The sequence below is a fragment of the Pseudomonas sp. JE3303 genome, assembly GCF_056312565.1.
Map to the genome: position 1 here is coordinate 633,568 of NZ_JBWGIF010000001.1, position 26,654 is coordinate 660,221.

The following is a 26,654-nucleotide window of genomic DNA, read 5'->3' on the forward strand; positions in this document are numbered from 1 at the left end:
TGTGGAAGTAGGCAAACTGCTGATATGGCAGCTGTGCGCGGGCGGCTTAACTGCCTGCCGGGTTCCTACTTCCGCCTGGTTTTCCACCCTGCGTACAGCTGCCACCCTTTGTGTGGAAACGAACCGGGTTTCAGGTTTCGCGGCCCGGTTGCGGCCGTGGAACCTGTCTACGGATTCACTCCGGCCGGGCAAACTGGCAGGTAGCCCCCGCGGCGCCACACGCATACGCAGCCAGCAAACTGTTCATGAAATTTCCCAGGTACATGGCATTTGCTCCTAAATGATCGGTTGTCCCATCGTCTATTAATGAAGCATGATGTGCACTTGCGTTTTATGTATACAATCCATAGAACAATTTAACTGCCGAGTCCTGGTCGCCGCGTTGATGCATGTCAGGACGGGAGCAAGGGACTCAGGCAGCATGCGAACTGATAAAACCCTGCCAAGGAGAATCACGATGTTTGCCAAAGTTGTAGCGGTATCCCTGCTGACCCTCGCCAGCGCCTCTGTCTTTGCTGCCGAGTGCTCGGTTACGGTCGATTCAACCGACCAGATGTCCTACACCAGCAAGGAATTCACGGTCGACAAGAGCTGCAAGGAATTCACCGTCAAGCTGACTCACTCCGGCAACCTGCCGAAGAACGTGATGGGTCATAACCTGGTCATCAGCAAGACCGCCGACATGCAGGCCATCGCCACCGAAGGCATGACCCAGGGACTGGACAAGGACTACCTGAAGGCCGATGACGCACGCATCATCGCCCACACCAAGATGATTGGTGCGCCGGAGAAAGAAGATACGGTGACCCTGGACCTGTCCAAGCTGGAAGCAGGCGGTGACTACAGCTTCTTCTGCACCTTCCCCGGCCATGTCTCGATGATGAAGGGCAAGGTCGCCGTCAAGTAACGACCGGCTGTTGCACCACGCTGTGGGAGCGGATCAAACCGCTCCCACAGCTCGTTTCATGGCGCGAACGGCAACTCTCGCTTGTGCTGCGTCTTGCGGTAGGTGGCGACGATGATGTCGAACACTTCCTGGCTCACCGGTTCGCCATGCAGGAATGCGTCGATCTCCTGGTACGTCACGCCATGTGACGCTTCGTCCGGCTTGCCCGGCTCGAGGTCTTCCAGGTCGGCCGTCGGCACTTTCTCCACCAATGACTCTGGCGCGCCAAAGCTGCGGGCGATGTCGCGTACCTGGCGTTTGACCAGGCCGCTCAAGGGTGCCAGGTCGCATGCACCGTCACCGAACTTGGTGAAGAAACCCATGACGGCCTCTGCGGCGTGGTCGGTGCCGATCACCAGCCCCTGGCGAGCGCCGGCGATGGTGTACTGGGCGATCATGCGCATGCGCGCCTTGACGTTGCCGACCACGAAGTCGACCATCGCTGGCGCGCCGTTGCGCAGGTCTTCGACGTTTTCCTTCAGGCCAAGCACTGCGGGCGCGATGTCGACCGTCTGCACTTCGTCAGCCTTGATGACCTCGAGGCAGGCCTGGGCATCGTGCTCGTCGTGCTGCACCTTGTAGGGCAGGCGCACGGCAATGAAGCGGTAGTCCTGGTCGCCGGTCTCGGCACGCAGCTCGGTCACCGCGCGCTGGGCGAGCAGGGCGCCGGTCAATGAATCCACCCCTCCGCTGATCCCCAGCACCAAGGTCTTGAGCCGGGCATTGGCCAGGCAATCCTTGATGAAAGCGACGCGCCGGGCCACTTCGGCCTCGAGCGCGGCGGCATCGGCAAACGGCGGCTGCACCTTGAGCTGCTGAGCAATCTCTCGCTGGACGGCTTGCATCGGTTACTCCTTGCTGGGGACTTTGAATACATGTCGCAGATAGGCGACAAAGTTGGGATCGCGGCACTGGGTCTTGGCGGCTTCGTCGGAGATCTTGGCAACCGGTGAGCCGTTGCAGTCGGTCATCTTGAGTACGATGTTCATCGGCGCCACGCCCGGTATGTCACACGTGAGGTTGGTGCCTATCCCGAAGCTGACGTTGATGCGACCGCGAAGGGCGCGGAAAATTTCCAGCGAGCGGGTCAGGTTGAGGCCGTCTGAAAACACCAGGGTCTTGGTCATCGGGTCGATGCCCAGCCTGCGGTAATGGGCGATGGCCTTTTCGGCCCAGGCTACCGGCTCGCCCGAGTCGTGGCGCAGGCCGTCGAAGAGCTTGGCGAAATACAGGTCAAAATCGCCCAGGAAGGCATCCATGGTGATGCAATCGGTGAGGGCGATGCCCAGCAGGCCGCGGTATTCACGCACCCAGCAGTCGAGTGCGGCGCTCTGGCTGTCGATCAGGCGCGGCCCGAGTTGCTGATGGGCCATGATCCACTCGTGGGCCATGGTGCCCAGCGGCTTGAGATCGAACTTGCGGGCCAGGTTGACGTTGCTGGTGCCTACGAAGCGCGCCGGGAAATCATCACGCAACACGCGCACTACCTCTTCCTGAACCCCGCTTGAAAAGCGTCGACGAGTACCAAAGTCGGCCACTTGAAGCTCGGCCAGTTCCTCATCGCTGGCATGCGCGCGCAGCCAGTCGAACTTGCGGTAGAGCTGGTCACGCGCATCGGCCAGGCGAGCCTGTGGATAACGCTGGCGGTTGCGTACCTCGCTGATGATGGCCAGCAACGGTACCTCGAACAGAATCACATGTAGCCAGGGGCCACGCAGGCGCAGGCACAGCTGGTCGTACTCGATGCTCAGGTGCAGGTAGCGCAGGTTGAAGCGGAACAAGCCCAGAAAGCGCAGGAAATCAGGCTTGATGAAACTGATCCGTTGAAGAAAGCCCAGTTGCTGATCGTCCAGGCTCAATTCGCACAGCTGCTCTATCTGGGTGCGGATTTCCGGCAGATAAGGGCGCAAGTCCTCGCCATTGCGGCATTTGAACTCCCATTCCACATCCACGTTGGGGTAGTTGTGCAGTACCGCCTGCATCATCGTCAGCTTGTAGAAGTCGGTGTCGAGCAGGTTGTGCACGATGCGCTCGGCGAATGCGCTCTCGCTCATTGAAGGGCTCCAGTCCGGCGGCGTGCTCCGAAGCGGATGGCGCACGCGCAATGCCGGCCATTGTGCCAGCCTTTTCCCGGGGATGAGAAAAATCGGTAGGGGACTACATGGAGCGGCGGTTTTCCGTGCGCCAGCTAGCCTTGGAAAGGTGCCCCCTGTAGCAGTTGCGCACCAGCGATGTGCACTTCGGTGACGTCGGCTGTTACAAGTTGGTTGCACGTTACCGCTAGCCAGGGTTGCAATGATGGCACCTTTCGGTTGCTCCTTTGTTGGACATGCAGTAGCGCCTGCCTTGTGGCAGAGGGTTGCACGCTCCGGAAAGATGCGACCGCCGGTCAGCCATCGGCGGCGACCTGATGTGATTTCCCGGAAGACAAAACTGATGGCACGGCCCTTGCTCTGGGCAGTTGCTGAAAGTTGTAGTGCCAACCAAAAAAAACACTAGGAGCACCACCTCATGTCGCAGACGTTTTACAAGAAGGGTTTCCTGGCTCTCGCCGTGGCTTCGGCGCTGGGTGTTTCTTCGTTTGTTCAGGCCGACATCAAGATCGGTGTAGCGGGCCCGATGACCGGTGCCAACGCGGCGTTTGGCGAGCAGTACATGAAAGGTGCGCAGGCAGCGGCCGACGAGATCAATGCCAAGGGCGGCGTCAATGGCGAGAAGATCATGCTGGTCAAGGCCGACGATGCGTGCGAGCCCAAGCAGGCCGTGGCGGTCGCCAACCGCCTGGTGGACCAGGACAAGGTGGCTGGTGTCGTAGGGCACTTCTGCTCCTCCTCGACCATTCCAGCCTCCGAGGTGTATGCCGACGCAGGCGTGATCGCCATCACCCCCGGCTCGACCAACCCGCAGGTCACCGAACGCGGGCTCGATGCCATGTTCCGCATGTGCGGCCGTGATGACCAGCAGGGCATCGTTGCCGGCGACTACATCGTCGACGTGCTCAAGGGCAAGAAGGTTGTCGTGCTGCACGACAAGGACACCTATGGCCAGGGCCTGGCCGATGCGACCAAGGCGCAGCTGACCAAGCGCGGTGTCACACCCGTGCTGTACGAGGGTCTGACCCGTGGCGAAAAAGACTTCAGCGCCGTGGTCACCAAGATCCGCGCCGCAGGCGCCGATATCGTCTACTTCGGTGGCCTGCACCCCGAAGCAGGTCCGCTGGTACGTCAGCTGCGCGAGCAGGGTCTCAAAGACGTAGCCTTCATGTCCGACGACGGTATCGTCACCGACGAACTGGTGACCACCGCAGGCGGCGCGCAGTACACCAACGGTGTGTACATGACCTTCGGCGCCGACCCTCGCCTGTTGCCCGACAGCAAGGCTGTGGTGGATGCGTTCCGCAAGGGCGGCACCGAGCCCGAGGGCTACACCCTGTACGCCTATGCCTCTGTCCAGGCGCTGGCGGCGGCCTTCAACGGCGCCAAGAGCAACAAGGGCGAAGATGCGGCCAAGTGGCTCAAGGCCAACCCGGTGAAGACGGTGATGGGCGAGAAGAAGTGGGACGCCAAGGGTGACCTGACTGTCTCCGACTACGTGGTCTACCAGTGGGATGCCAACGGCAAGTACCACCAACTGGAAAAACAAAAATAACAACGGTGGACGGCCCGGGTAGCCACCTGGGCCGCTGCCCCTGCGGTACCTGTCTTATTCCGTAGATCTGCACGGTTCCGCGCTGCGAGGGCCGCTTCGTCCAGGGCTTTGCGAAGTCGGCGCACGTGCAATCTCAATCAGGTGAGATTGCGTTATGGATGGTATTTTCCTGCAGCAACTGATCAATGGGCTGACCCTCGGGTCTGTCTATGGTCTGATCGCCATCGGCTACACAATGGTCTATGGCATCATCGGCATGATCAACTTCGCGCACGGCGAGGTGTACATGATCTCCGCGTACCTCGCGGCGATCAGCCTGGCATTGCTGGCCTACTTCGGCGTCGAGTCCTTCCCGCTGCTGATGCTCGGCACGCTGTTGTTCACCATCGTCGTCACCGGCGTCTATGGTTTCACCATCGAACGCATCGCCTACAAGCCACTGCGCAACTCTACCCGGCTGGCACCGCTGATCAGTGCCATCGGTATTTCCCTGATCCTGCAGAACTACGCGCAGATCAGCCAGGGCGCCCGCCAGCAAGGCGTGCCGACCCTGCTCGAAGGCGCCTGGCGCATGGAGGTCGGCACCGGCTTCGTGCAACTGACCTATACCAAGATCTTCATCCTCATCGCCGCGTTCGTCGGCATGGGCCTGCTCACCTACGTGATCAAGTTCACCAAGCTCGGCCGCATGTGCCGCGCCACCCAGCAAGACCGCAAGATGGCGTCGATCCTGGGCATCAACACCGACCGGGTGATTTCCTACGTGTTCGTGATCGGTGCGGTAATGGCCGCGCTGGCGGGCGTATTGATCACCATGAACTACGGCACCTTCGACTTCTACGCCGGCTTCATCATCGGCATCAAGGCTTTCACGGCCGCAGTGCTAGGCGGCATCGGCTCGCTGCCGGGGGCCATGCTCGGTGGGATCATCCTGGGCATTTCCGAGTCGCTGTTCTCCGGGATGATCAACTCTGACTACAAGGACGTGTTCAGCTTCTCGCTGCTGGTACTGATCCTGATCTTCCGGCCCCAAGGCTTGCTGGGCCGTCCTCTCGTGGCGAAGGTGTGAACATGTCAGCTGCCAAAACTTCTGGTTTCGATATCAAACGCAGCCTGGTGGAAACCATTGTCGCGGGCTTCCTGGCATTGATCGTCTTTGGCCCGGTGGTGGGCGTGGTGCTCGACGGCTACAGCTTCATCGCCGAGCCGCGGCGAGTGGTCATGCTGGTTGGCGGGGTGATGATCGGGCGTTTCGTGCTCAGCCTGTTCCTGCAGACCGGCACCGGCCAGCGCATGCTCCAGGGCTTCGACAGTGGCGGCTCGGGCGTGCATGTGCTGGCGCCGGACTACAAGTCGCGTCTGCGCTGGATCATCCCGGCGCTGATCGTGATCGCCATCGTCTTCCCGATCTTCGCCAACAAGTACCTGCTCACCGTGGTCATCCTCGGCCTGATCTATGTGCTGCTGGGCCTGGGCCTGAACATCGTGGTCGGCCTGGCAGGCTTGCTCGACCTGGGCTACGTGGCGTTCTACGCCATCGGTGCCTACGGCCTGGCATTGGGATACCAGTATCTCGGCCTGGGCTTCTGGAGCGTGCTGCCCCTGGCCGCGATTGCCGCAGCGCTGGCCGGCTGCATCCTGGGCTTTCCGGTGTTGCGCATGCATGGCGACTACCTGGCGATCGTCACCCTGGGCTTTGGCGAGATCATCCGGCTGATACTCAACAACTGGTTGTCGTTCACCGGTGGCCCGAACGGCATGCCAGCGCCGTCGCCGACCTTCCTTGGGCTGGAATTCGGCCGCCGGGCCAAGGATGGCGGGGTGCCATTTCATGAGTTCTTCGGCATCGATTACAACCCCAACCTGAAATTCCTGTTCATCTACATCGTGCTGTTCCTGGTGGTGCTGGCCGTGCTGTACATCAAGCACCGGCTGACCCGCATGCCCGTGGGCAGGGCATGGGAAGCCCTGCGCGAGGACGAGATCGCATGCCGTTCGATGGGCCTGAACCATGTGCTGGTCAAGCTCTCGGCGTTTACCCTCGGTGCTTCCACCGCAGGGCTCGCCGGGGTGTTTTTCGCCACCTACCAAGGCTTCGTGAACCCGTCGTCGTTCACCTTCTTCGAATCGGCGCTGATTTTGGCCATCGTGGTACTTGGCGGCATGGGCTCGACCGTGGGCGTGGTGATCGCTGCCTTCGTGCTGACCGTGGCCCCGGAGCTGCTGCGCAGCTTCTCCGAATACCGGGTGCTGCTGTTTGGCGTGCTGATGGTGCTGATGATGATCTGGCGGCCGCGCGGGCTGATCCGTATCAGCCGCAGCGGTGTAGTCCCGCGTAAAGGAGTGGCGCCATGAGCGACGATATCATTCTGTCGGTCGACAACCTGATGATGCATTTTGGTGGTATCAAGGCGCTCAGTGATGTCAGCCTCAAGGTCAGGCGCAACGACATCTTCGCCCTGATCGGCCCCAACGGTGCCGGCAAGACCACGGTATTCAACTGCCTGACCGGCTTCTACAAGGCCAGCGGCGGGCGCATCGAGCTGAACATGCGTGGGCAGAAGACCGACGTCATCCAGCTGCTGGGCGAGCGCTTCCAGGCGACGGATTTCGTGTCTCCCAAGACCCTCGGCAGCCGCTTGTACTACAAGATGTTCGGCGGCACTCACCTGGTGAACCGGGCCGGGCTGGCGCGTACTTTCCAGAACATCCGCCTGTTCCGGGAAATGTCGGTGGTCGAGAACCTGCTGGTGGCGCAGCACATGTGGGTCAACCGCAACCTGCTTGCCGGCGTGCTCAACACCAAGGCCTATCGCAAGGCCGAGAGCGATGCGCTGGACCACGCGTTCTACTGGCTCGAGGTAGTCGACCTGGTCGACTGTGCCAACCGCCTGGCGGGCGAGATGTCCTACGGCCAGCAACGGCGTCTGGAGATAGCCCGGGCCATGTGCACGCGTCCGCAGATCATTTGCCTCGACGAGCCGGCGGCCGGCCTCAACCCGCACGAGACCGAAGCCCTGAGCCGGATGATCCGAGTGTTGCGAGACGAGCACGATATGACGGTGGTGCTGATCGAGCACGACATGGGCATGGTCATGAGCATCTCCGACCACATTGTGGTGCTCGACCACGGCAACGTGATCGCCGAAGGCGCGCCGCAGGATATCCGCAACAACCCGACGGTGATCGCCGCCTACCTGGGTGCCGACGAAGAGGAACTGGTATGAGCGCACCCATTCTCGAGCTCCGCGAGCTGGACGTTTTCTACGGGCCGATCCAGGCCCTGAAAAAGGTATCGATGCACATCAACGAGGGCGAGACGGTCAGCCTTATCGGCTCCAACGGGGCTGGCAAGTCGACCCTGCTGATGTCGATCTTCGGCCAGCCGCGCGCGGCTGGCGGGCAGATTGTCTACCGGGGCACTGACATCACCCGCAAGTCATCGCACTACATCGCCTCGAACGGCATCGCCCAGTCCCCGGAAGGACGCAGGGTATTTCCTGACATGACGGTGGAAGAGAACCTGATGATGGGCACCATCCCCATCGGCGACAAGTTTGCCAGCGAGGACATGCAGCGCATGTACGAGCTGTTTCCCCGGCTCAAGGAGCGCCGTAACCAGCGCGCCATGACCATGTCGGGAGGCGAGCAGCAGATGCTGGCCATCGCCCGCGCCTTGATGAGCCGCCCCAAGTTGCTGCTGTTGGACGAACCCTCGCTGGGGTTGGCGCCGATCGTGGTCAAGCAGATCTTCGCCACGTTGCGGGAGCTGGCGCAGACGGGCATGACCATCTTCCTGGTGGAGCAGAATGCCAACCATGCGCTCAAGCTGTCGGACCGGGCGTATGTAATGGTCAACGGGCAGATCCGCATGACCGGGACGGGACAGGAGCTGCTGGTGAACGAAGAGGTACGCAACGCGTATCTGGGCGGGCATTGAGGCTCTACTCGATGGAAGGGAGGGTGGATTCCAGAATGTGGACAACTTGTCGCACCCTTCTGCGGTACTGCTGCAAAAGGCCTGAATAAGTCCTTGTTTCCACAACTGTGAAGTTGTCCACGGATCGTGTGTGGCTGGCTGTGGAAAACGTGGTGGCATGTGTCTGCAGGCCACGGTAAGCAAGGCTTGTAGCGGATTGGTTTTTTTTTGATCAACAGCACTCGGGAGATGGGTTCTTTCCTCATATCAGGCTGTCGCCGGGCCTCGCAGAGTGCCACGTAACGCTTGTGGATAAATCTGTGGGAAAGCCTTGGACAGACGGCTGCACGCGGCATGAATGAAAGCCTTGCGCCATCACCTGGGCGCTCTTGGCTGTCCACCCCCCCGACTTGCCCCCAATCCGTGGGGAAAGCCCTGTGGATAACATGCGCATACCCTGCGGCAGGCCCTCTGGCACGGGCCTCTTGCTGCCTTGTACGTTTTTTGATCAGCGGTTGCGAGTGCTTGCTGGCGCCGCCGTCGGCGGGCATGCTGCAAGGCCTGCCGACGGCAACACCACTGCGAAGGAGATAAGCATGACTTCCACTGTATTCATCACGGGCGCGACTTCCGGTTTTGGCGAGGCATGCGCGCGGCGCTTTGCCGAAGCAGGCTGGTCGCTGGTGCTTACCGGTCGCCGCCAGGAACGCCTGGATGCCCTGTGCGCCGAGCTTTCTGCAATTACCAAGGTGCACGGCCTGGTGGTGGACGTGCGGGACCGCAAGGCCATGGAACAGGCCATCGCCTCGTTGCCGCCCGAATTCGCGAAGCTGCGCGGCCTGATCAACAACGCGGGCCTGGCACTGGGCGCCGACCCTGCGCAGAAATGCGACCTGGACGACTGGGAAACCATGGTCGACACCAACATCAAGGGCCTGATGTTCAGCACCCGTCTGTTGCTGCCACGGCTGATTGCCCATGGGCGCGGGGCGACCATCCTCAATGTGGGTTCGGTGGCAGGCAACTACCCGTATCCGGGCAGCCATGTGTACGGCGGAACCAAGGCGTTTGTCGGGCAATTCTCGCTAAGCCTGCGTTGCGACCTGCAGGGCACTGGCGTACGGGTCAGCAACATCGAGCCGGGCCTGTGCGAAAGCGAGTTCTCGCTGGTGCGCTTCGGCGGTGACCAGTCGCGCTACGACGCCACCTACGCGGGCGCCGAAGCGATCCAGCCGCAGGACATTGCCGAGACGGTCTTCTGGATTCTCAACCAACCGGCGCACATCAACATCAACAGCCTGGAGCTGATGCCGGTGAGCCAGTCGTGGGCTGGGTTCGCCATCGACCGCTCCGTCAAGGAGTGATCCTCAGGCCAGGCGCTGCAAGCCTTCGAGGCAGGTTGCCAGGTGATAGGGCGTGGTCGACGGCATGTCATGCCGGCTGACCGCGCCGCTGGCGTCCCGGCACTCGTGCCAACCGCCGGGATGTAGAAAGCGATCTTCAAGCGCGGCCAGTTGCACCAGCAGGCTGGCCTCGCTACCCGGGCGCAATGCCAGGGCGCGCAGGTACTCGGCCTGTGCCCAGATACGCTGGGTGGCGTCGAGAACCTGACCCTCCAGCGCAAGCATCGCCAGCACCGCCGTGTCCTTCACACCGAGCGTTTCGGCGTGGGTGAAGGCGCGGCTGATCGAAGCGTGCAGCGGACTACCGCGCAACAGTTGCGAGGTCTCCAGCAGGTAGAACCACTCGAATTGATGGCCGGGCTCGAACCAGTTATCCACAGCCCCGAGAGGCTTTTCCAGCATCACGCCGAGCTGCGGGTCGATGAAATGTGCCTGCAGGGCGCCGCACAGTTGCTCCACGCTCGCCTGCACCGCAGCGTCGTCGCGCACCGCCAGCACCTGCAGGAAGGCCTCGGCAAGGTGCATCTGCGGGTTTTGCAGCGGACCGCTGCCCAGGTCCGACCAGTCCTCGCCCAGGCTCGCCTCGAACAGGCCATCGTCGCGTCCGAAGCGCTCGGTCACGACGCTGAGCGCCGCATCGAGGGTGGACTCGACCAGCGGCTCGTGGACCTTGCCCCAGTAATGGGCGCAGGCAAAGACGATGAAGGCGTGGGTGTACAGGTCCTTGCGCCGGTCCAGCGGCTGGCCCTGGGCGTCGATGCTGTAGAACCAGCCGCCGTGCTCGGCGTCGTGAAAATGCCGGCGCAGGGAGCGGAACAGCGCTGCAGCCCATTCTGCAGCGCCAGGCTGCTCGATGCGGCTGCTGAACAGGTAGAGCTGGCGCGCACAGGCCATGGCCCGGTAGCGCTGCACCGGCAATGGCTGCTGCTGGTCGTCGAGCGCCTCGAAAGGCAGTGCCAGGTCCGCGTTCCAGCCTGGGCCTTGCCACAGCGGCACGATGCGCTCGGCAAGGTGCCGGCTGAATCGGTCGAGGCGGGTGTGCAGTTCAGGCAGGGAAGGGCGGGGGTCAGACATGGAAGCGCTCGTCGCTATCGGGCAATGCGCGCAATGGTAGCAGGAATGTGCCGCCTTAACTTCCGGCGCCCGGCCTAGGCGGGGTGGCGCAACCCCTGCCAGTGCCGCGCCCCGACGAAGATGAAGCGCAGTTGCTGAGTGATCTTCTCTTGCGGGCTGATCATCTGCGGGTCGCCTGGTGGCGGGCTGTCGATGAGCTCGGGCAGGGTGGCGAACACAGTCTTGACCACCAGGTCCGCCATTACCGTCAGTGCGTCGGTGTCCAGGTGTTTCCAGCGCGTCATGCGCGACAGGTCGGTGGCAAGGTCGCTGCTGATGTCCTGGCGCAGCCGGCCGATTGCCTGGCGCACGGCCTGGGATCCGCCATATTGTTCGCGGGCCAGGAACAGGAATTGCGCGCGGTGGGCAGCGACCACGTCGAGAAAGATCCGCACGGAAGCATCGGTGATCCCGCCCAGCTCGAATTCGTTCTGCCGTACCAGGCGGATGGTCTGGCGGAACGTCGCATCGATCTCACCGACCAAGGCCAGGCCCAGCGCATCCATGTCGGTGAAGTGGCGATAGAAGCCCGTGGGCACTATGCCCGCTGTCCTTGCGACTTCTCGCAAGCTGATGCCACCAAAGCCCCGGCCACTCTCCATCAGCTGGCAGGCAGCATCGAGCAAGGCCTGGCGGGTCTGTAGCTTCTGTTCGGCACGCGGCAACATGGGTCAGGTATCGATGGCGGTACGGGCCAGCACTCTAGATAAAAAAACGGAGCCCGGTCAATGGACCGGGCTCGGGAGGGGGTTCGCTAAGACAGGGTGGCGTGCGGTTTTCAGGCATGGAGATCAGCTCGCACGGCTGTTTTCGATGAGGCGGTCCGAGCCACCCTCGGCCAGGCGTTCGCTGCGCTCGATCAGGCGGTCCGAGCCACCCTCGGCCAGGCGTTCGCTGCGCTCGATCAGGCGGTCGGAGCCACCTTCGGCGACACGGTCGTTACGCTCGATCAGGCGGTCGGAGCCACCCTCGGCGACGCGGTCGTTACGTTCGATCAGGCGGTCGGAGCCACCTTCGGCGACGCGGTCGTTACGTTCGATCAGGCGGTCCGAACCCCCTTCGGCGACGGTTTTCAGCGGTTGGGAGATTTCGGTCGAGCCGGAACGGGATTCGGCGGTCAGGTGCAGGTCGGCAGCTGGCAGGGCAAAGGCATTGGCGGCCAGGATGGACAGGGACAGGCTCAGCAGCAATTGGCGTTTCATGATCAGTGCTCCTCGGGGGACGCTGGAAAGTGGGTACGAGGGCAATGCTACGCCTGGTGGCTGCGCAGGGAAGTTCATAGCGGTAATGGTAACCATCGACGTTATTGATACTGGTCCTAGGGCTGTCTAGGCCAGTGCTTTGCAGGCAGTGAGCGCGCAGAAAGCGAAGAAAAGCCCCGTTATCGTGCGGCCCGATTAAACCCAGCGGCCTTTCATCAGTCCGACATACTGTGTGCCATGCAGTCATCAGGAGAATTACGCAATGACGCGCCCCGCCAGAATCATTTCCTGGATTTTCGCCACCCTGCTCGTGCTGGTCGCCGTGCTGGTGGTGGTCATCGCCACGTTCGACTGGAACCGCGTGAAGCCGATCCTCAACGAGAAGGTCTCCGAGGCCTTGAATCGGCCCTTCGCCATCAATGGCAACCTTGACGTGAAATGGCAACGTGAGCCCGAAGAGGGCGGCTGGCGCGCCTGGGTGCCATGGCCCAGGTTCATCGCCGATGATCTGACGCTGGGCAACCCTGACTGGCTCAAGGAACCGCAGATGGTCGGCCTTGAGCACGTCGAGTTCCGCCTGTCGCCCCTGCCGCTGATCTTCCAGCAGATCGTCATCCCGCGCATCGACCTCACCAAGCCCACGGCCAGCCTCACTCGCCTGGCCGATGGCCGCGCCAACTGGAATTTCGACTTCGGGCCCAAGGACGAAAACGCCGAGCCTTCCAAATGGGTACTGGACATCGGCGCCATCGGCTTCGACCAAGGCAATGTCAGCTTTGACGACCAGACCCTGAAAAGCAGCGTCAAGGTGCAGATCGATCCGCTCGGCAAGCCAATTCCGTTCAGCGATATCGTCGGCAAGGCCAGCGCTGAAAAAGCCGGTGGTGCCCAGGACTATGCCTTCGGCCTGAAATTCGAGGGCCGCTACAAAGGCCAGCCGCTGTCGGGTAACGGCAAGATCGGTGGCCTGCTGGCGCTGCAGGATGCCTCCCAGCCGTTCCCCCTGCAGGCCGACGTGCGCATCGCCGACACTCATGTGGTGCTCGCTGGCACGCTGACTGACCCACGCAACCTGGGCGCCCTCGATTTGCGTCTGCGCCTGTCGGGTGCGAGCCTTGGCAATCTGTATCCGCTCACTGGCGTGACCCTGCCTGATTCTCCGGCCTATTCCACCGATGGACACCTGCTCGCCAACCTGCACGACCCGAAAGGCGCGACCTTCCGCTACGAAGGCTTCAACGGCAAGATCGGCGACAGTGATATCCATGGCGACCTGGCTTTCGTGTCCAGCCAGCCCCGACCCAAGCTGACTGGCAAGCTGGTGTCCAACCAGTTGCTGTTCAAGGACCTGGCCCCGCTGATTGGCGCAGACTCCAACGCCGAGCAGAAGGCCCGCGGCGGCGCTAGCAAGCAGCCCACCGACAAGGTGCTGCCGGTCGAGGAGTTCCGCGCCGAGCGCTGGCGCGCCATGGACGCCGACGTCACCTTCAGCGGCAAGCGCATCGTCCACAGCGAGGAGTTGCCCTTCAACGACCTGTCTGCCCATGTGCTGCTCGAGGATGGCCTGTTGCGGCTGGCACCGCTGCGCTTCGGCGTGGCGGGTGGCAAGCTTGACGCCCGCATTCGTCTCGACGGCCGCAGCGTGCCATTGCAAGGACGCGCGGAGCTGACCGCCCGTGGTTTCAAGCTCAAGCAGCTGTTCCCGACGTTCGCGCCGATGCAGACCAGCTTTGGCGAACTGAATGGCGACGCCGACCTTACAGGCCGCGGCAACTCGGTCGCGGCGTTGCTCGCCACCTCCAGCGGCGACCTGCGCCTGTTGATCAACGACGGTGCGATCAGTGGCAGCCTCATGGAGATTGCCGGGCTCAACGTGGGCAACTATGTGGTCGACAAACTGTTCGGTGATGAAGAAGTGAAGATCAATTGCGCGGCGGCCGACGTCGGCATCAAGGATGGACTGGCTACCACTCGACTGTTCCTGTTCGACACCGAGAACGCCATCATCTACGTCGATGGCACCGCCAACTTCGCCACCGAGAAGCTGGACTTGAAGATCGCCCCTGAGTCCAAGGGTCTGCGGCTGTTCTCCTTGCGCTCGCCGCTCTACGTCCGCGGATCCTTCGCCAAGCCGAGTGCAGGCGTACAGGCCGTGCCCCTGGCGCTGCGCGGGGCCGGGATGATTGCGCTGGGGGTCACCGTAGGCCCTGCGGCCGGCCTGCTGGCGCTGATCGCCCCGAGTGGTGGAGAGCCCAACCAGTGCACGCCGCTGCTCCAGCGGATGAAGGCGGGCAAGGCACCGCGGGAGGTCAAGAACTGAGGGGGCGCTTGGGGCCTTGTGGCGCCCATGAGATCGAGCGCCGCCCGCGCGGCGCCGCTCGATCTCATGGGCGCCACAAGGCCTCAGCATCACCACAAAGCACCCGCCCATGAAAAAGGCCAGCAATGCTGGCCTTTTTCATGGCAAGCCGTCAGGTCATCACAGCCCTTGCAGCAAATCCGCCATATCGTCGGCGTGCTCTTCTTCCTGCGCCAGGATGTCCTCGAAAATGCGTCGAGTCGTGGGATCCTGCTCGCCGATATAGCGAATGATCTCGCGGTAGCTGTCGATCGCGATCCGTTCGGCCACCAGGTCTTCCAGCACCATCTCCTTGAGCGTGGCACCGGCGACATACTGGGCATGTGAGTTGCGGCTCAGGTTGTCGGGGTTGAAATCAGGCTCGCCACCCAGCTGGACGATGCGCTCGGCCAAACGGTCCGCATGCTCCATCTCCTGATTGGCGTGCTCGAGAAACTCATCGGCGGCGACGCTGGCCTTGATACCGCTGGCCATGAAGTAGTGGCGCTTGTAGCGCAGGGTGCAGACCAGCTCGGTGGCCAGCGATTCATTCAGCAGACGCAGGATCTCCTGACGGTCGGCGGTATAGCCTTCGGTCACGGCGCCTTGTTCGACGTGCTGGCGCGCACGGGCGCGCAGGGTCTGTACGTCGGTCAGTTCAGCGTTGCTCATGTTCTGTCTCCAGTCGGGATAATCACGGTGATTCGAGAGAATCAGGCGCCGGGGGCGGCTTGCCTGTCCTCTTCGCGTTGTTTGCAGGTCTTGAACCCTTTGGCATCGACATGGCCCGTAGCGTCGAAACGCACGTAGTAAGGTTGCTGCTTGCCGTCGCGGTTGAGGATGTAGTCGTTGCAGGTGCCCCCGTTCGGCAAATCGATGACGAAGGACGGGCTGCCGCCGATGGCGATGACTTTCTGCATCGTCATGCCATGCTCGACCTGCTTGACCAGGGGCTGGTCACGGTAGGTGACATAGTCCACCGGGTTTTCCGGGCGGCTGCCGCAGGCTGCCAGGGTGGCGCTGGCCAGAAGGATTGCCAGGGTCTGCTTGTACATGGTCCCGCTCCTTGCTCAGGGTTCGTTCAGGTTGGAACCGCGCGGCGCGTCAGGAGTTCGATTGCGGGCTGGCATTCCAGCCCGTAATGTTGGCGACTGGCCACTGGGTGGGAGGAGCAGCGATGCACGAGGATCTGGCCACGCGTTATCCACTGGTGCTGGTGCCGGGCATGCTCGGCTTCGTGCGTCTGGTGCTGTACCCCTACTGGTTCGGCATCGTCCCTGCCCTGCGCCAAGGCGGGGCGCAGGTGTTCCCGGTGCAGGTCTCGCCTCTGCACGGCGAGGCGGTGCGTGGTGAGCAGCTGCTGGCAATCATCGAAGACATCTGCCAGCGCACCGGTGCCCCCCGGGTCAACCTGCTAGGTCACAGCCAGGGCGCCCTGACAGCACGTTACGCGGCGGCCAAACGCCCGGACCGGGTCGCATCGGTTACCTCGATCGCCGGCCCGAACCACGGCTCGGAGCTGGCCGATTACCTGGAACGCAAGGCGCCAGGGGATTCGTCCCAGGGTCGCGTGCTCAAGGCGCTGCTGCATGGCCTGGGCATCCTGATGGGTTGGCTGGAAACCGGCTGGCGCCGCGAGCGTCTGCCCATCGATGTGCATGCCTCGCACCAGGCCCTGACGAGTGCGGGGGCTGCGCTGTTCAACCAGGCTTATCCACAGGGCCTGCCCACGGTATGGGGTGGGGAAGGGCCGGCCGAGGTCGATGGGGTTCGATACTACTCATGGTCCGGGACCTTGCAGCCGGGGCTCACTGACCAGGGCCGAAACCGCTACGATGGCAGCAATCGCTTCTGCCGACTGTTTGCCCGGAGTTTCGTCAAGGAGCCTGGGCAGTGTGACGGCATGGTGGGGCGCTTCAGTTCGCATCTGGGCCAGGTGATTGGTGACGATTACCCGCTGGATCACCTGGATATCGTCAACCAGTCGCTCGGGGCGGTAGGCAAGGGTGCCGAACCAGTGCGGCTGTTCACCGAGCATGCGGCCCGGCTCAAGGCCGCAGGGCTGTAAGGCCCGCAGCAGAGATACCTCGCCCTCTATGCCTGCGCGGCGAAGGCTGGCAGACTGCGCGTTTTCCCGCAGTTGCCTGCCGAGGTTGTATGACCTTCACTGCCCGCCAGATCACCCTGGCCAGCTGGATCATTGTCTTTACCGGCCTGTTGCTGGCCCTGCCGCTGAAATTGCTCCCAAGCCTGCTCGCCGGACTGCTGGTGTTCGAGCTGGTCAACATGCTCACGCCGCGTCTGCAGCCCCTGATTGCCGGGCAGCGCGCGCGCTGGCTGGCGGTGGCGCTGCTGGGCACGCTGGTGGTCAGCAGCCTGACCTTGCTGTTTGCCGGTGCCTTCAGCTTCCTGTTGCACGAGGCGGAAAACCCCGGCGCCTCGCTGGACCGCTTCATGATCCTGGTCGACCAGGCCCGCGGCCAGCTGCCGCCGTTCATCGATGCCTACCTGCCGGCCAGCGCCGCCGAGTTCAAGGTCGCCATCGGCGACTGGCTCAAGACGCACCTGGGCGAGCTGCAACTGGTGGGCAAGGGCGCGGCGCACATGTTCGTCACCTTGCTGATCGGCATGATCCTCGGGGCCATCGTCGCCTTGCAGCGAATCCCGGACCTGACCCGGCGAAAACCCCTGGCCGCGGCGCTGTTCGACCGTCTCAACCTGCTGGTGAAGGCGTTTCGCAACATCGTCTTCGCGCAGATCAAGATATCGATGCTCAACACGTTCTTCACCGGCATCTTCCTGGCCGTGATCTTCCCGCTGTTCGACGTCCACCTGCCGCTGACCAAGACGCTGATCGTCCTGACCTTCCTGCTTGGCCTGCTGCCGGTGATCGGCAACCTGATCTCCAACACACTGATCACTATCGTCGGGCTGTCACTGTCGATCTGGGTGGCCGTCGCCGCGCTGGGTTACCTGATCGTGATCCACAAGGTCGAGTACTTTCTCAACGCACGCATCGTGGGTGGGCAGATCAGCGCCAAGTCATGGGAGTTGCTGCTGGCGATGCTGGTGTTCGAGGCCGCGTTCGGCCTGCCAGGGGTGGTGGCAGGACCGATCTACTACGCGTACCTGAAGAGTGAGCTGCGGCGGGTGGAGCTCGTCTAGCTGCTAGCAGGTGCCGTAGCGCTTGCGCGCTTCGATCGCCAGCCCGCTGCCGATGCTGCCGAAGATGTTGCCTTCGACATGGCGGGCGTTGGGCAGCATGGCCGCGACGCTCTGGCGCAGGGCCGGGATGCCGCTGGAACCGCCGGTGAAGAACACTGTGTCGACCTGGGCGACGCTCACGTCGGCCTTGGCCAGCAGTTCGGTGACGCTGCCGCGCACGCGTTCCAGCAGGCTGCCGATGGCGTCCTCGAACAGGCCGCGGGTCAGCTCGATGCTGAGCGCAGGCTCGATACGGCCAAGGTCGACCTGGCGGCTTTCGGCGTCGGTGAGCTCGATCTTGCTCGCTTCCACTTCCATCGCCAGCCAGTGCCCGGCGCGCTGGTCGATCAGCTTGAACAGGCGGTCGATGCCCAGGGTGTCTTCGATGTCATAGCGCATGTTGCCCAGCGACAGCTGGGATTTCTGCGAGTAGACCGAGTTGATCGTGTGCCAGGTGGCCAGGTTCAGGTGATAGCTGGTCGGCATCAATGCCTGGCTCTTCATGCGGCTGCCGTAGCCGAACAACGGCATGACGCCTTGCAGGCTGAGCTGCTTGTCGAAGTCGGTGCCGCCGATGTGCACGCCGCCGGTGGCGAGAATGTCGCTGTGACGATCGTCGAGCAGGTGACGCTCGGGCGCCAGGCGCACCAGGGAGAAGTCCGAGGTACCCCCGCCGATGTCGACGATCAGCACCAGCTCTTCCCGGTCGATGCCCGACTCATAGTCGAAGGCCGCGGCAATGGGCTCGTACTGGAACGAGACATCCTTGAAGCCGATCTTGCGGGCGACTTCGGCCAGGGTGTCCTCGGCTTCCTGGTCGGCGGCGGCGTCATCATCGACGAAGAACACCGGGCGGCCCAGTACCACTTGGTCGAAGCTGCGGCCGGCGTTGGCCTCGGCGCGGTTCTTCAGCTCGCTGATGAACATCCCCAGCAGGTCCTTGAACGGCAGGGCGGTACCCAGCACGCTGGTGTCGTGCTTGATCAGCTTGGAGCCCAGCAGGCTCTTGAGCGAGCGCATCAGGCGGCCTTCGTAGCCTTCCAGGTATTCATGCAGGGCCATGCGGCCGTAAGCCGGCCGGCGCTCTTCGATATTGAAGAAGACTACCGAGGGCAAGGTGATCTTGCCGTCTTCCAGGGCGATCAGCGATTCGACTCCTGGGCGGTGCCAGCCGACTGTGGAGTTGGAGGTGCCGAAGTCGATGCCGCAGGCGCGGGCCGGGGATACGTCTGACATTACGAAAAGCTTCCGGAGGCAAAACGGCCGCGCATTTTATGCCAGTGGCCAGCAGAAGCAAGACCGATTGTCTGCGTATGCCGAAGCCAACGACACCTTGAAAGGCTATGCTTGTTACCTATCTTCTGATGCAGTGAACATTTTGACGGTGATGGCGTAGATGGACTTCAAAGACTATTACAAGATACTGGGCGTTGAACCGACGGCGGACGACAAGGCGATCAAGGCCGCGTACCGCAAGCTGGCGCGCAAGTATCACCCTGACGTCAGCAAGGAACGTGACGCCGAGGACAAGTTCAAGGAGGCCAACGAGGCCTATGAGGCCTTGAGCAACCCCGAAAAACGCGCCGAGTACGACCAGATTCGCAAGTATGGCCAGCACGGCCGGCCGTTCCAGGGCCCGCCCGGCTGGGAAAGCCGCGGCACCGGTGGTAGTGGCTACGAGAATGGCGACTTCTCAGACTTTTTCAGTTCGATCTTCGGTGCCCGCGGCGGCAGCCCCTTTGGTCGTGGTCAGCAACGCAGCACGGGCAGACGAGGGCAGGACGTGGAGATGGAACTGGCGATCTTCCTAGAGGAGACGTTGAGCACCGAATCGAAGAAGATCAGCTTCCAGGTTCCGCAGTACAACGCCCAGGGCCAGCGCACCGGGCACACCACCAAGACCCTGAACGTGAAGATCCCGGCCGGGGTCAGCGACGGCGAGCGCATTCGCCTCAAGGGCCAGGGGGCGCCGGGTGTCGGGGGTGAAGCCAATGGCGATCTTTTCCTGACCATCCGCATGGCACCGCATCCGCTGTTCGATGTCGAGGGCCACGACCTGATCATCACGGTGCCCCTGGCGCCTTGGGAAGCGGCCTTGGGCACCAAGGTGGCGGTTCCGACCCTCACCGGCAAGATCAACCTGACCATCCGCCCAGACAGCCAGAGCGGCCAGCGCCTTCGGGTCAAGGGCATGGGTCTTGCCAACAAGCAGGGCCAGCGTGGCGACCTGTATGCCCAGCTCAAGGTGGTGATGCCCAGCCAGTCCGACGCCGCCACGCGTGAACTGTGGAGCAAACTGTCGGAGCAAGCGGCTTTCAATCCGAGGACTCAATGGAGTAGTTGACCATGAGCAGCACCCTGATCGTTCAGCTGGACATGCGCACCCTTTGCCGGGAAGTCGATCTTACGGCGGACTGCGTGATCGAGATCGTCGAACACGGCATCGTCGAACCCTCGGGGCGAACGCCGGAGGACTGGTTGTTCGACGACCAGGCCCCGGTGCTGCTCAAGCGCGCGGCCAAGCTCCACCACGAGCTTGAGCTGGAATGGGAAGGGGTGGCGCTTGCGCTGGAGCTGCTGGACGAGGTGCAGCATCTGCGCAGCGAAAACGAGATGCTCAGGCAGCGGCTGGGCAGGTTCACGCAGATGTAGCACCACCCTGGCGCGGTGGATCGGTCTGATCCAGCAACAGCTGCATGAACGTCAGGTCCAGCCACTGCCCGAACTTGATCCCGACCTGCGGCATCTGCCCGGTCACCACGAACCCGTGCCGCTCATGCAGGCGGATCGATGCGGCGTTGCCGCTCTCGATGGCGGCAACCATCACATGCTTGCCGCATGCCCTGGCCCGCTCGATCAGGGCGGCCATCAGCATCGGCCCCAGCCCCTTCCCGCGCTGGCCGTCGCGGATATACACCGAATGCTCGACGCTGAACCGGAAGCCTTCGAAAGGCCGCCAGTCGCCGAACGAGGCATAGCCGAGCACGCCGCTGTCGTCCACCGCCACGAGGATCGGATAGCCCTGCTGCTGGCGCGCCTCGAACCAGGCCTGGCGGTTGGCCAGGTCGACCGGTTGTTCGTTCCAGATCGCCGTGGTGTTGAGCACGGCGTCGTTGTAGATGTCGAGGATGCCCGGCAGATCCTGGGGCAGGGCATCGCGGATCGAATGACTCATGACAGCTTCTCGCAAGGGGAATGGCTGCAGGTTAAATGGTTACCAGCCCGCGCACACCTTCGGCCTGCATGTTTTCACCCCGCCCGCGCTGGACGATCTCGCCCCGCGACATCACCAGGTACTGGTCTGCCAGCTCTTCTGCAAAGTCATAGAACTGCTCGACCAGCAGGATCGCCATGTCGCCACGGGCCGCCAGCTTGCGGATGACCGCACCGATTTCCTTGATGACCGACGGCTGAATGCCTTCGGTGGGCTCGTCGAGGACCAACAGCCGTGGGCGGCTGGCCAGGGCCCGGCCGATGGCCAGCTGTTGCTGCTGACCGCCCGACAGGTCGCCGCCACGTCGATGCTTCATCTGCGCCAGGACCGGAAACAGCTCGTAGATGAACGCGGGTACTTCACGGGCCTCGCGGGCGCTGAACCGCGACAGGCCCATGAGCAGGTTTTCCTCCACGGTCAGGCGCGCGAAAATCTCGCGGCCCTGGGGCACGTAGGCGATGCCGGCGTGCACCCGTTGCTGCGGCTTGAGCGCGGTGATCGCCTTGCCTTCCCAGTGCACGCTGCCCTCGCGCGCAGGCAGCAGGCCCATCAGGCAGCGCAGCAGGGTGGTCTTGCCCACGCCGTTGCGCCCGAGCAGGCAGGTGACTTCGCCGATCTTGGCCTCGAACGACAGGCCGCGCAGGATGTGGCTGCCGCCGTAGTATTGGTGCAGGGTGTCGATTTTCAGCATGGGAATTCCTTGAAGTCGTGGTGCATGCGGTCCTACGGGGCCACTAGCGGCCCAGGTACACTTCGATCACCCGCTCATCTTCCTGGACCTGCGCAAGCGAGCCTTCGGCCAGTACGCTGCCCTGGTGCAGCACGGTCACGTGGTCGGCAATGCTGCCGACAAAGCCCATGTCGTGTTCGACCACCATCAGCGAATGCTTGCCAGCCAGGCCCTTGAACAGTTCTGCGGTGAATTCGGTCTCGGCGTCGGTCATGCCCGCTACCGGTTCGTCGAGCAGCAGCAGCTGCGGGTCCTGCATCAGCAGCATGCCGATCTCCAGGAACTGTTTCTGCCCGTGCGAGAGCAGGCCGGCCGGGCGTTGCGCCAGGGGCTGCAGCCGCAGGGTCTGCATGACCTCGTCGATGCGCTGGCGCTGCTCGTCATCGAGCCGCGCGAGCAGGCTGGCCCACACCGACTTTTCGGTCTTCTGCGCCAGCTCCAGGTTCTCGAACACCGTCAGCGCCTCGAACACCGTGGGCTTCTGAAACTTGCGGCCGATGCCGGCCTGGGCGATCTGCACCTCGCTCATGCGGGTCAGGTCCAGGGTCTCGCCAAACCAGGCGCTGCCGCTGTCCGGGCGGGTCTTGCCGGTGATGACGTCCATCAGGGTGGTCTTGCCGGCGCCATTGGGGCCAATGATGCAGCGCAGCTCGCCGACGCCGATGTACAGGTTCAGGCCGTTGATGGCCTTGAAACCGTCGAAGCTTACGTTGATGTCTTCCAGTGTCAGCACGGTGCCGTGGCGAACGTTCAGGCCAGGCTTGCGCTGCTGGCCAAGGCCGATGGCGTCGCGACCGGCGCCCTCGAGGTCGGTGGGGTAGTACAGCGGCTTGAGCATGAACTCCGGGTGCACGGGCGCGATGGGCAGGCTTCTCATGCTTGGTTCCTTTTCTTAAGCAGGCCGATCACGCCCTTGGGCAGGTACAGGGTGGCGACGATGAACAGCGCGCCCAGGAAGAACAGCCAGAACTCGGGAAACGCCACGGTGAACCAGCTCTTCATGCCATTGACCAGACCGGCGCCGAGCAGCGGGCCGATCAAGGTGCCACGGCCGCCAAGTGCCACCCAGACGGCCGCTTCGATCGAGTTGGTCGGCGACATCTCGCTCGGGTTGATGATGCCCACCTGCGGCACGTACAGCGCACCTGCCAGGCCACACAGCACGGCGCTCAGCACCCACACCAGCAACTTGAAGCCGCGTGGGTCGTAGCCGCAGAACATCAGGCGGTTTTCGGCATCACGCAGCGCGGTCAGCACCCGGCCAAACTTGCTGCGGGCCAGGCACCAGCCCAGGTACAGGCTCACCAGCAGCAGCGCCACGGTCAGCAGGAACAGCACCGCCCGCGTGCCTTGCGAGGCGATGTCAAAGCCCAGGATGGTGCGGAAACTGGTGAAACCATTGTTACCGCCAAATCCCGTTTCGTTGCGGAAGAACAGCAGCATGCCGGCGAAGGTCAGCGCTTGGGTCATGATCGAGAAGTACACGCCCTTGATCCGCGAGCGAAACGCGAACCAGCCGAACACCAGTGCCAGCAGTCCCGGCGCGAGCACCGCCAGGCACAGGGCCCAGGCAAAATGCTGGGTACCCGCCCAGTACCAGGGCAGCTCAGTCCAGGACAGGAACGTCATGAACGCCGGCAGGCTGTCGCCCGAGGCCTGGCGCATCAGGTACATGCCCATGGCGTAGCCACCCAGGGCAAAAAACAGCCCATGCCCAAGCGACAGCAGCCCGGCATAGCCCCAGACCAGGTCCAGGGCCAGGGCGACGATGGCGTAGCAGAGAATCTTGCCGACCAGTGTCAGGGTATAGGCCGACACCTGTAGATAGTGGTCGGCCGGCAGCAGCGACAACAGCGGCAGGGCCAGCAGCGCGAGGATGACGGCGGCGCCGATCGCCAGCGTGAGGCGCGGGCCGACTTTCTGGGTGGCGGTGACAAGCAGAGGCTGGTTCATCAGTCGATTACCCGTCCCTTGAGGGCGAACAGGCCTTGCGGACGCTTCTGGATGAACAGGATGATCAGCGCAAGGATGAGGATCTTGCCGAGCACCGCACCGATCTGCGGCTCCAGCAGCTTGTTGGCGATGCCCAGGCCGAACGAGGCCCAGAGGGTGCCGGCCAGTTGTCCCACGCCGCCAAGCACCACCACCAGGAACGAATCGATGATGTAGCTCTGGCCCAGGTCCGGGCCGACGTTGCCGACCTGGCTCAGCGCCACGCCGCCGAGCCCGGCAATGCCGGAACCCAGGCCGAAGGCGAGCATGTCGACGCGTCCGGTGCTGACGCCGCAGCAGGCAGCCATGTTGCGGTTCTGGGTTACGGCGCGCACGTTCAGGCCCAACCGTGTGCGGTTGAGCAGCAGCCAGGTGAGCAGTACCACCGCCAGGGCAAAGCCGATGATGACCATGCGGTTGTAGGGCAATACGAGGTTGGGCAGTACCTGCAGGCCACCCGACAACCACCCCGGGTTGCTCACTTCGACGTTCTGCGCGCCGAACAGCAGGCGGATCGCCTGAATCAGGATCAGGCTGATGCCCCAGGTGGCCAGCAAGGTTTCCAGCGGACGGCCATACAGGTGGCGGATGACAGTGCGCTCGAGCAGCATGCCGACCCCGGCGCTGACGGCGAAGGCCACCGGCAGAGCGATCAGCGGATAGAACTCGATCGCGTCGGGCGCCAGGCGCTGCACCATTACCTGGACCATGTAGGTGCTGTAGGCGCCAAGCATCAGCATTTCGCCATGCGCCATGTTGATCACCCCCAGCAAGCCGAAGGTGATGGCCAGGCCGAGCGCGGCCAACAGCAGGATAGAGCCCAGCGACAGGCCGCTGAAGGCCTGGCCGAGCAGCTCGCCGATCAGCAGTTTGTGCTCGACCTGGGCAAGGCTGGTCTGCGCAGCGGTGCGCACGGCTGCCTCGGTCTCGGCGCCGGGCTCGAGCAGGGCCTGCAGGCGTGTGCGGGCCTGGGGATCGCCGGTTTCACCGAGCAGGCGAACCGCGGCCAATCGCACGGACGGCTCGCTGGCGGCCAGTTGGAGATTGGCCAAGGCCAGGCCGAGCGCGGCGCGAACGGCGCCATCGGCTTCGATTGCGAAGCGCCGGTCGAGGAACGCAACTTGTGCCGGTTGTGCGCTTCGTTGCAATTGCTGGGCAGCCGACAGGCGCACGCGAGTGTCATCGCTGAGCATCTGGTGACTGGCCAGGGCGTTGTCGATCAAGCCGCGCAGGCGGTTGTTCAGGCGCACCTTGCGGTTGTCGTCAGCGGCAATACGGCCTTGCTTGAGCTCGCTCAGCAGGGTGAGGCGCGCAGGGTCCGGTTGCGCCGCCCAGTCCTGGAGCAGGCGGGCCTGGTCGTTGGGCTTGGCGGTGAGGAAGAATTCGCCCTCGCTGGCGTGGGAGGCCAGGGGGAGAAGGAGCAGCAGGAGGAGGGTGTAGAAGGCTTTGGGCATGGGAGGTCTCTGCCGGGGGGTGGATTTTTGTCGTTTGTGGTGGCCTCTTCGCGGGCCACCACAAATAGCCCCTTGCTCAGTTACCCTTCACCGCATAATCCGGCCGCTTGTCATTGCCTGGAATGAACGGACTCCACGGCTGCGCCCGCAGCGGCTGTTCGGTTTCCCAGACCACGCTGAACTGCCCGTCGTCCTGGATCTCGCCGATCATCACCGGCTTGTGCAGGTGGTGGTTGGTCTTGTCCATGGTCAGGGTATAGCCCGACGGCGCCTTGAAGCTCTGCCCGGCCAGGGCCTCGCGAACCTTGTCGACATCGGTCGACTTGGCCTTTTCCGCAGCCTGGGCCCACATGTTGATCCCGACGTAGGTCGCCTCCATCGGGTCGTTGGTCACGGCCTTGTCGGCGCCTGGCAGGTTCCTGGCCTTGGCGTAGGCCTTCCAGTCGGCGACGAATTTCTGGTTGACCGGGTTATCCACCGACTCGAAGTAGTTCCACGCCGCCAGGTGTCCGACCAAGGGCTTGGTATCGATGCCGCGCAGCTCTTCCTCACCCACCGAGAAGGCCACCACCGGCACGTCGGTGGCTTTGAGGCCCTGGTTGGCCAGTTCCTTGTAGAAAGGCACGTTGGAGTCGCCATTGACCGTCGAAATGACCGCGGTCTTGCCGCCTGCGGAGAACTTCTTGATGTTGGCGACGATGGTCTGGTAATCGCTGTGGCCGAACGGCGTGTACACCTCTTCGATGTCCTTGTCCGCCACGCCCTTGCTGTGCAGGAAGGCGCGCAGGATCTTGTTGGTGGTGCGCGGGTAGACGTAGTCGGTGCCCAGCAGGAAGTAGCGCTTGGCGGCGCCGCCGTCTTCGCTCATCAGGTATTCCACCGCCGGGATGGCTTGCTGGTTGGGCGCGGCGCCGGTGTAGAACACGTTCGGCGAAAGCTCCTCACCCTCGTACTGGACCGGGTAGAACAGCAGCCCGTTGAGCTCCTCGAACACGGGCAGCACAGACTTTCGCGAGACCGAAGTCCAGCAGCCGAACACCACCGCGACCTTGTCCTGGGTGAGCAACTGGCGGCTTTTTTCGGCGAACAGCGGCCAGTTCGAAGCAGGGTCGACCACCACAGGTTCCAGCATCTTGCCGTTGACCCCGCCCTTGGCGTTGATCTGCTCGATGGTCATCAGCGCCATGTCCTTGAGCGAGGTCTCGGAAATGGCCATGGTGCCCGACAGCGAATGCAGGATGCCGACCTTGATGGTCTCGGCGGCCTGGAGGGTCCAGCTCATCCCCATGGCGGCCAGGCCTGCGCTTAAGGTGAAGGCCTTGATCAGACTGCGACGCTTCATGTGCTCTCTCCGTTATTGTTCGGCTGTTGGCGACTCGGGGAGAGGCATTGCAAGGGGTGTGCCGACGGAGGAGTGCCTCGATAGCGGGCGCTCCGGCGGCGCGCGGGCGTACTCGATGCACCGAACTGTGGAGGCAGCCTGGGGCAACG

At 63.1% G+C, this 26,654-nt stretch carries 26 protein-coding genes; 12 read left to right on the forward strand and 14 right to left on the reverse strand.

Annotated features, from left to right (window positions below; genetic code table 11):
• Positions 1-457 precede the first annotated feature (457 nt).
• Positions 458-907, forward strand: a complete 450-nt coding sequence (azu, locus tag AC0ZZU_RS02985) for an azurin (protein ID WP_476338934.1) — start codon at positions 458-460, stop codon at positions 905-907.
• A 56-nt stretch (positions 908-963) separates the two neighbouring features.
• Here azu and nadE read toward each other — a convergent pair whose 3' ends face one another.
• The gene (nadE, locus tag AC0ZZU_RS02990) at positions 964-1,791 is read right to left on the reverse strand and encodes an ammonia-dependent NAD(+) synthetase (RefSeq protein WP_476338936.1); all 828 of its coding nucleotides are present in this window, start codon (positions 1,789-1,791) and stop codon (positions 964-966) included.
• A 3-nt stretch (positions 1,792-1,794) separates the two neighbouring features.
• Positions 1,795-3,000: a nicotinate phosphoribosyltransferase gene (pncB, locus tag AC0ZZU_RS02995; RefSeq protein WP_476338938.1), complete on the reverse strand. Its 1,206-nt coding sequence runs from the start codon at positions 2,998-3,000 to the stop codon at positions 1,795-1,797.
• Between the two features lie 457 nt (positions 3,001-3,457).
• Here pncB and AC0ZZU_RS03000 point away from each other — a divergent pair, with 457 nt between their 5' ends.
• From AC0ZZU_RS03000 to AC0ZZU_RS03025, 6 genes are all read left to right on the forward strand, one after another.
• The gene (locus AC0ZZU_RS03000; protein ID WP_476338940.1) at positions 3,458-4,594 is read left to right on the forward strand and encodes a branched-chain amino acid ABC transporter substrate-binding protein; all 1,137 of its coding nucleotides are present in this window, start codon (positions 3,458-3,460) and stop codon (positions 4,592-4,594) included.
• A 154-nt stretch (positions 4,595-4,748) separates the two neighbouring features.
• Entirely contained in the window at positions 4,749-5,663 is a 915-nt protein-coding gene (locus AC0ZZU_RS03005; RefSeq protein ID WP_476338942.1) for an ABC transporter permease subunit, read from the forward strand.
• Between the two features lie 2 nt (positions 5,664-5,665).
• Positions 5,666-6,949 carry a high-affinity branched-chain amino acid ABC transporter permease LivM gene (gene livM, locus AC0ZZU_RS03010; protein ID WP_476338944.1) on the forward strand — a complete coding sequence of 428 codons (1,284 nt, stop codon included), beginning with the start codon at positions 5,666-5,668 and terminating at the stop codon, positions 6,947-6,949.
• Positions 6,946-7,821 carry an ABC transporter ATP-binding protein gene (locus AC0ZZU_RS03015; protein WP_476338946.1) on the forward strand — a complete coding sequence of 292 codons (876 nt, stop codon included), beginning with the start codon at positions 6,946-6,948 and terminating at the stop codon, positions 7,819-7,821. The genes livM and AC0ZZU_RS03015 overlap by 4 nt, the downstream gene beginning before the upstream one ends.
• A complete protein-coding gene (locus tag AC0ZZU_RS03020; protein WP_476338948.1) occupies positions 7,818-8,534 on the forward strand; it encodes an ABC transporter ATP-binding protein in 717 nt (238 codons plus the stop codon). The genes AC0ZZU_RS03015 and AC0ZZU_RS03020 overlap by 4 nt, the downstream gene beginning before the upstream one ends.
• A gap of 575 nt (positions 8,535-9,109) precedes the next feature.
• Positions 9,110-9,877 (forward strand): SDR family oxidoreductase, encoded by a 768-nt coding sequence (locus AC0ZZU_RS03025; protein ID WP_476338950.1) that lies wholly within the window; start codon positions 9,110-9,112, stop codon positions 9,875-9,877.
• A gap of 3 nt (positions 9,878-9,880) precedes the next feature.
• On the opposite strand, the gene AC0ZZU_RS03030 is transcribed toward AC0ZZU_RS03025, so the two are convergent.
• From AC0ZZU_RS03030 to AC0ZZU_RS03040, 3 genes are all read right to left on the reverse strand, one after another.
• A complete protein-coding gene (locus AC0ZZU_RS03030) occupies positions 9,881-10,990 on the reverse strand; it encodes an AGE family epimerase/isomerase (RefSeq protein ID WP_476338952.1) in 1,110 nt (369 codons plus the stop codon).
• 74 nt (positions 10,991-11,064) lie between these two features.
• The gene (locus AC0ZZU_RS03035) at positions 11,065-11,697 is read right to left on the reverse strand and encodes a TetR family transcriptional regulator (protein WP_476338954.1); all 633 of its coding nucleotides are present in this window, start codon (positions 11,695-11,697) and stop codon (positions 11,065-11,067) included.
• Positions 11,698-11,820: 123 nt separating this feature from the next.
• Positions 11,821-12,231, reverse strand: a complete 411-nt coding sequence (locus AC0ZZU_RS03040; protein ID WP_476338956.1) for a phage infection protein — start codon at positions 12,229-12,231, stop codon at positions 11,821-11,823.
• A gap of 262 nt (positions 12,232-12,493) precedes the next feature.
• Between AC0ZZU_RS03040 and AC0ZZU_RS03045 the strand changes: the two genes are divergently transcribed.
• On the forward strand, positions 12,494-14,551 hold the full coding sequence (locus tag AC0ZZU_RS03045; protein WP_476338958.1) for an AsmA family protein: 2,058 nt from the start codon (positions 12,494-12,496) through the stop codon (positions 14,549-14,551).
• A 159-nt stretch (positions 14,552-14,710) separates the two neighbouring features.
• Here AC0ZZU_RS03045 and AC0ZZU_RS03050 read toward each other — a convergent pair whose 3' ends face one another.
• Complete coding sequence (locus AC0ZZU_RS03050) at positions 14,711-15,241, reverse strand: ferritin-like domain-containing protein (protein ID WP_158461069.1); 531 nt, start codon at positions 15,239-15,241, stop codon at positions 14,711-14,713.
• Positions 15,242-15,282: 41 nt separating this feature from the next.
• Entirely contained in the window at positions 15,283-15,624 is a 342-nt protein-coding gene (osmE, locus tag AC0ZZU_RS03055; RefSeq protein WP_158461070.1) for an osmotically-inducible lipoprotein OsmE, read from the reverse strand.
• Between the two features lie 122 nt (positions 15,625-15,746).
• On the opposite strand from osmE, the gene AC0ZZU_RS03060 reads away from it, so the two are divergent.
• Both AC0ZZU_RS03060 and AC0ZZU_RS03065 read left to right on the forward strand, forming a co-directional pair.
• Complete coding sequence (locus AC0ZZU_RS03060; protein WP_476338961.1) at positions 15,747-16,637, forward strand: lipase family alpha/beta hydrolase; 891 nt, start codon at positions 15,747-15,749, stop codon at positions 16,635-16,637.
• An 89-nt stretch (positions 16,638-16,726) separates the two neighbouring features.
• Positions 16,727-17,734 (forward strand): AI-2E family transporter, encoded by a 1,008-nt coding sequence (locus AC0ZZU_RS03065; protein WP_476338963.1) that lies wholly within the window; start codon positions 16,727-16,729, stop codon positions 17,732-17,734.
• 3 nt (positions 17,735-17,737) lie between these two features.
• On the opposite strand, the gene AC0ZZU_RS03070 is transcribed toward AC0ZZU_RS03065, so the two are convergent.
• A complete protein-coding gene (locus tag AC0ZZU_RS03070; protein WP_476338965.1) occupies positions 17,738-19,009 on the reverse strand; it encodes an Hsp70 family protein in 1,272 nt (423 codons plus the stop codon).
• Positions 19,010-19,169: 160 nt separating this feature from the next.
• Between AC0ZZU_RS03070 and cbpA the strand changes: the two genes are divergently transcribed.
• Positions 19,170-20,117, forward strand: a complete 948-nt coding sequence (gene cbpA, locus AC0ZZU_RS03075) for a curved DNA-binding protein (RefSeq protein ID WP_476338967.1) — start codon at positions 19,170-19,172, stop codon at positions 20,115-20,117.
• A 2-nt stretch (positions 20,118-20,119) separates the two neighbouring features.
• Entirely contained in the window at positions 20,120-20,425 is a 306-nt protein-coding gene (locus tag AC0ZZU_RS03080; RefSeq protein ID WP_476338969.1) for a chaperone modulator CbpM, read from the forward strand.
• On the opposite strand, the gene AC0ZZU_RS03085 is transcribed toward AC0ZZU_RS03080, so the two are convergent.
• From AC0ZZU_RS03085 to urtA, 6 genes are all read right to left on the reverse strand, one after another.
• Positions 20,412-20,948 carry an N-acetyltransferase family protein gene (locus AC0ZZU_RS03085; RefSeq protein WP_476338971.1) on the reverse strand — a complete coding sequence of 179 codons (537 nt, stop codon included), beginning with the start codon at positions 20,946-20,948 and terminating at the stop codon, positions 20,412-20,414. The genes AC0ZZU_RS03080 and AC0ZZU_RS03085 overlap by 14 nt on opposite strands.
• A gap of 31 nt (positions 20,949-20,979) precedes the next feature.
• A complete protein-coding gene (urtE, locus tag AC0ZZU_RS03090) occupies positions 20,980-21,678 on the reverse strand; it encodes an urea ABC transporter ATP-binding subunit UrtE (protein WP_476338973.1) in 699 nt (232 codons plus the stop codon).
• A 43-nt stretch (positions 21,679-21,721) separates the two neighbouring features.
• Complete coding sequence (urtD, locus tag AC0ZZU_RS03095) at positions 21,722-22,594, reverse strand: urea ABC transporter ATP-binding protein UrtD (protein ID WP_476338975.1); 873 nt, start codon at positions 22,592-22,594, stop codon at positions 21,722-21,724.
• Positions 22,591-23,670 carry an urea ABC transporter permease subunit UrtC gene (urtC, locus tag AC0ZZU_RS03100; RefSeq protein ID WP_476338977.1) on the reverse strand — a complete coding sequence of 360 codons (1,080 nt, stop codon included), beginning with the start codon at positions 23,668-23,670 and terminating at the stop codon, positions 22,591-22,593. The genes urtD and urtC overlap by 4 nt, the downstream gene beginning before the upstream one ends.
• On the reverse strand, positions 23,670-25,163 hold the full coding sequence (urtB, locus tag AC0ZZU_RS03105) for an urea ABC transporter permease subunit UrtB (protein ID WP_476338979.1): 1,494 nt from the start codon (positions 25,161-25,163) through the stop codon (positions 23,670-23,672). The genes urtC and urtB overlap by 1 nt, the downstream gene beginning before the upstream one ends.
• A 76-nt stretch (positions 25,164-25,239) precedes the next feature.
• Positions 25,240-26,505: an urea ABC transporter substrate-binding protein gene (gene urtA, locus AC0ZZU_RS03110; RefSeq protein ID WP_158461081.1), complete on the reverse strand. Its 1,266-nt coding sequence runs from the start codon at positions 26,503-26,505 to the stop codon at positions 25,240-25,242.
• Positions 26,506-26,654: the final 149 nt, after the last annotated feature.

What these genes read in the sequence shown, in the direction of transcription:
- AC0ZZU_RS03080 (WP_476338969.1), top strand. Translation starts at nt 20,120, where the DNA reads ATGAGCAGCACCCTGATCGTTCAGCTGGACATGCGCACCCTTTGCCGG.
- urtC (WP_476338977.1), bottom strand. Translation starts at nt 23,670, where the DNA reads ATGAACCAGCCTCTGCTTGTCACCGCCACCCAGAAAGTCGGCCCGCGC.
- urtA (WP_158461081.1), bottom strand. Translation starts at nt 26,505, where the DNA reads ATGAAGCGTCGCAGTCTGATCAAGGCCTTCACCTTAAGCGCAGGCCTG.
- AC0ZZU_RS03045 (WP_476338958.1), top strand. Translation starts at nt 12,494, where the DNA reads ATGACGCGCCCCGCCAGAATCATTTCCTGGATTTTCGCCACCCTGCTC.
- AC0ZZU_RS03070 (WP_476338965.1), bottom strand. Translation starts at nt 19,009, where the DNA reads ATGTCAGACGTATCCCCGGCCCGCGCCTGCGGCATCGACTTCGGCACC.
- AC0ZZU_RS03040 (WP_476338956.1), bottom strand. Translation starts at nt 12,231, where the DNA reads ATGAAACGCCAATTGCTGCTGAGCCTGTCCCTGTCCATCCTGGCCGCC.
- AC0ZZU_RS03005 (WP_476338942.1), top strand. Translation starts at nt 4,749, where the DNA reads ATGGATGGTATTTTCCTGCAGCAACTGATCAATGGGCTGACCCTCGGG.
- pncB (WP_476338938.1), bottom strand. Translation starts at nt 3,000, where the DNA reads ATGAGCGAGAGCGCATTCGCCGAGCGCATCGTGCACAACCTGCTCGAC.
- AC0ZZU_RS03030 (WP_476338952.1), bottom strand. Translation starts at nt 10,990, where the DNA reads ATGTCTGACCCCCGCCCTTCCCTGCCTGAACTGCACACCCGCCTCGAC.
- AC0ZZU_RS03065 (WP_476338963.1), top strand. Translation starts at nt 16,727, where the DNA reads ATGACCTTCACTGCCCGCCAGATCACCCTGGCCAGCTGGATCATTGTC.
- AC0ZZU_RS03000 (WP_476338940.1), top strand. Translation starts at nt 3,458, where the DNA reads ATGTCGCAGACGTTTTACAAGAAGGGTTTCCTGGCTCTCGCCGTGGCT.
- azu (WP_476338934.1), top strand. Translation starts at nt 458, where the DNA reads ATGTTTGCCAAAGTTGTAGCGGTATCCCTGCTGACCCTCGCCAGCGCC.
- urtD (WP_476338975.1), bottom strand. Translation starts at nt 22,594, where the DNA reads ATGAGAAGCCTGCCCATCGCGCCCGTGCACCCGGAGTTCATGCTCAAG.
- osmE (WP_158461070.1), bottom strand. Translation starts at nt 15,624, where the DNA reads ATGTACAAGCAGACCCTGGCAATCCTTCTGGCCAGCGCCACCCTGGCA.
- livM (WP_476338944.1), top strand. Translation starts at nt 5,666, where the DNA reads ATGTCAGCTGCCAAAACTTCTGGTTTCGATATCAAACGCAGCCTGGTG.
- AC0ZZU_RS03035 (WP_476338954.1), bottom strand. Translation starts at nt 11,697, where the DNA reads ATGTTGCCGCGTGCCGAACAGAAGCTACAGACCCGCCAGGCCTTGCTC.
- AC0ZZU_RS03060 (WP_476338961.1), top strand. Translation starts at nt 15,747, where the DNA reads ATGCACGAGGATCTGGCCACGCGTTATCCACTGGTGCTGGTGCCGGGC.
- AC0ZZU_RS03020 (WP_476338948.1), top strand. Translation starts at nt 7,818, where the DNA reads ATGAGCGCACCCATTCTCGAGCTCCGCGAGCTGGACGTTTTCTACGGG.
- nadE (WP_476338936.1), bottom strand. Translation starts at nt 1,791, where the DNA reads ATGCAAGCCGTCCAGCGAGAGATTGCTCAGCAGCTCAAGGTGCAGCCG.
- AC0ZZU_RS03050 (WP_158461069.1), bottom strand. Translation starts at nt 15,241, where the DNA reads ATGAGCAACGCTGAACTGACCGACGTACAGACCCTGCGCGCCCGTGCG.
- AC0ZZU_RS03015 (WP_476338946.1), top strand. Translation starts at nt 6,946, where the DNA reads ATGAGCGACGATATCATTCTGTCGGTCGACAACCTGATGATGCATTTT.
- AC0ZZU_RS03085 (WP_476338971.1), bottom strand. Translation starts at nt 20,948, where the DNA reads ATGAGTCATTCGATCCGCGATGCCCTGCCCCAGGATCTGCCGGGCATC.
- urtE (WP_476338973.1), bottom strand. Translation starts at nt 21,678, where the DNA reads ATGCTGAAAATCGACACCCTGCACCAATACTACGGCGGCAGCCACATC.
- AC0ZZU_RS03025 (WP_476338950.1), top strand. Translation starts at nt 9,110, where the DNA reads ATGACTTCCACTGTATTCATCACGGGCGCGACTTCCGGTTTTGGCGAG.
- urtB (WP_476338979.1), bottom strand. Translation starts at nt 25,163, where the DNA reads ATGCCCAAAGCCTTCTACACCCTCCTCCTGCTGCTCCTTCTCCCCCTG.
- cbpA (WP_476338967.1), top strand. Translation starts at nt 19,170, where the DNA reads ATGGACTTCAAAGACTATTACAAGATACTGGGCGTTGAACCGACGGCG.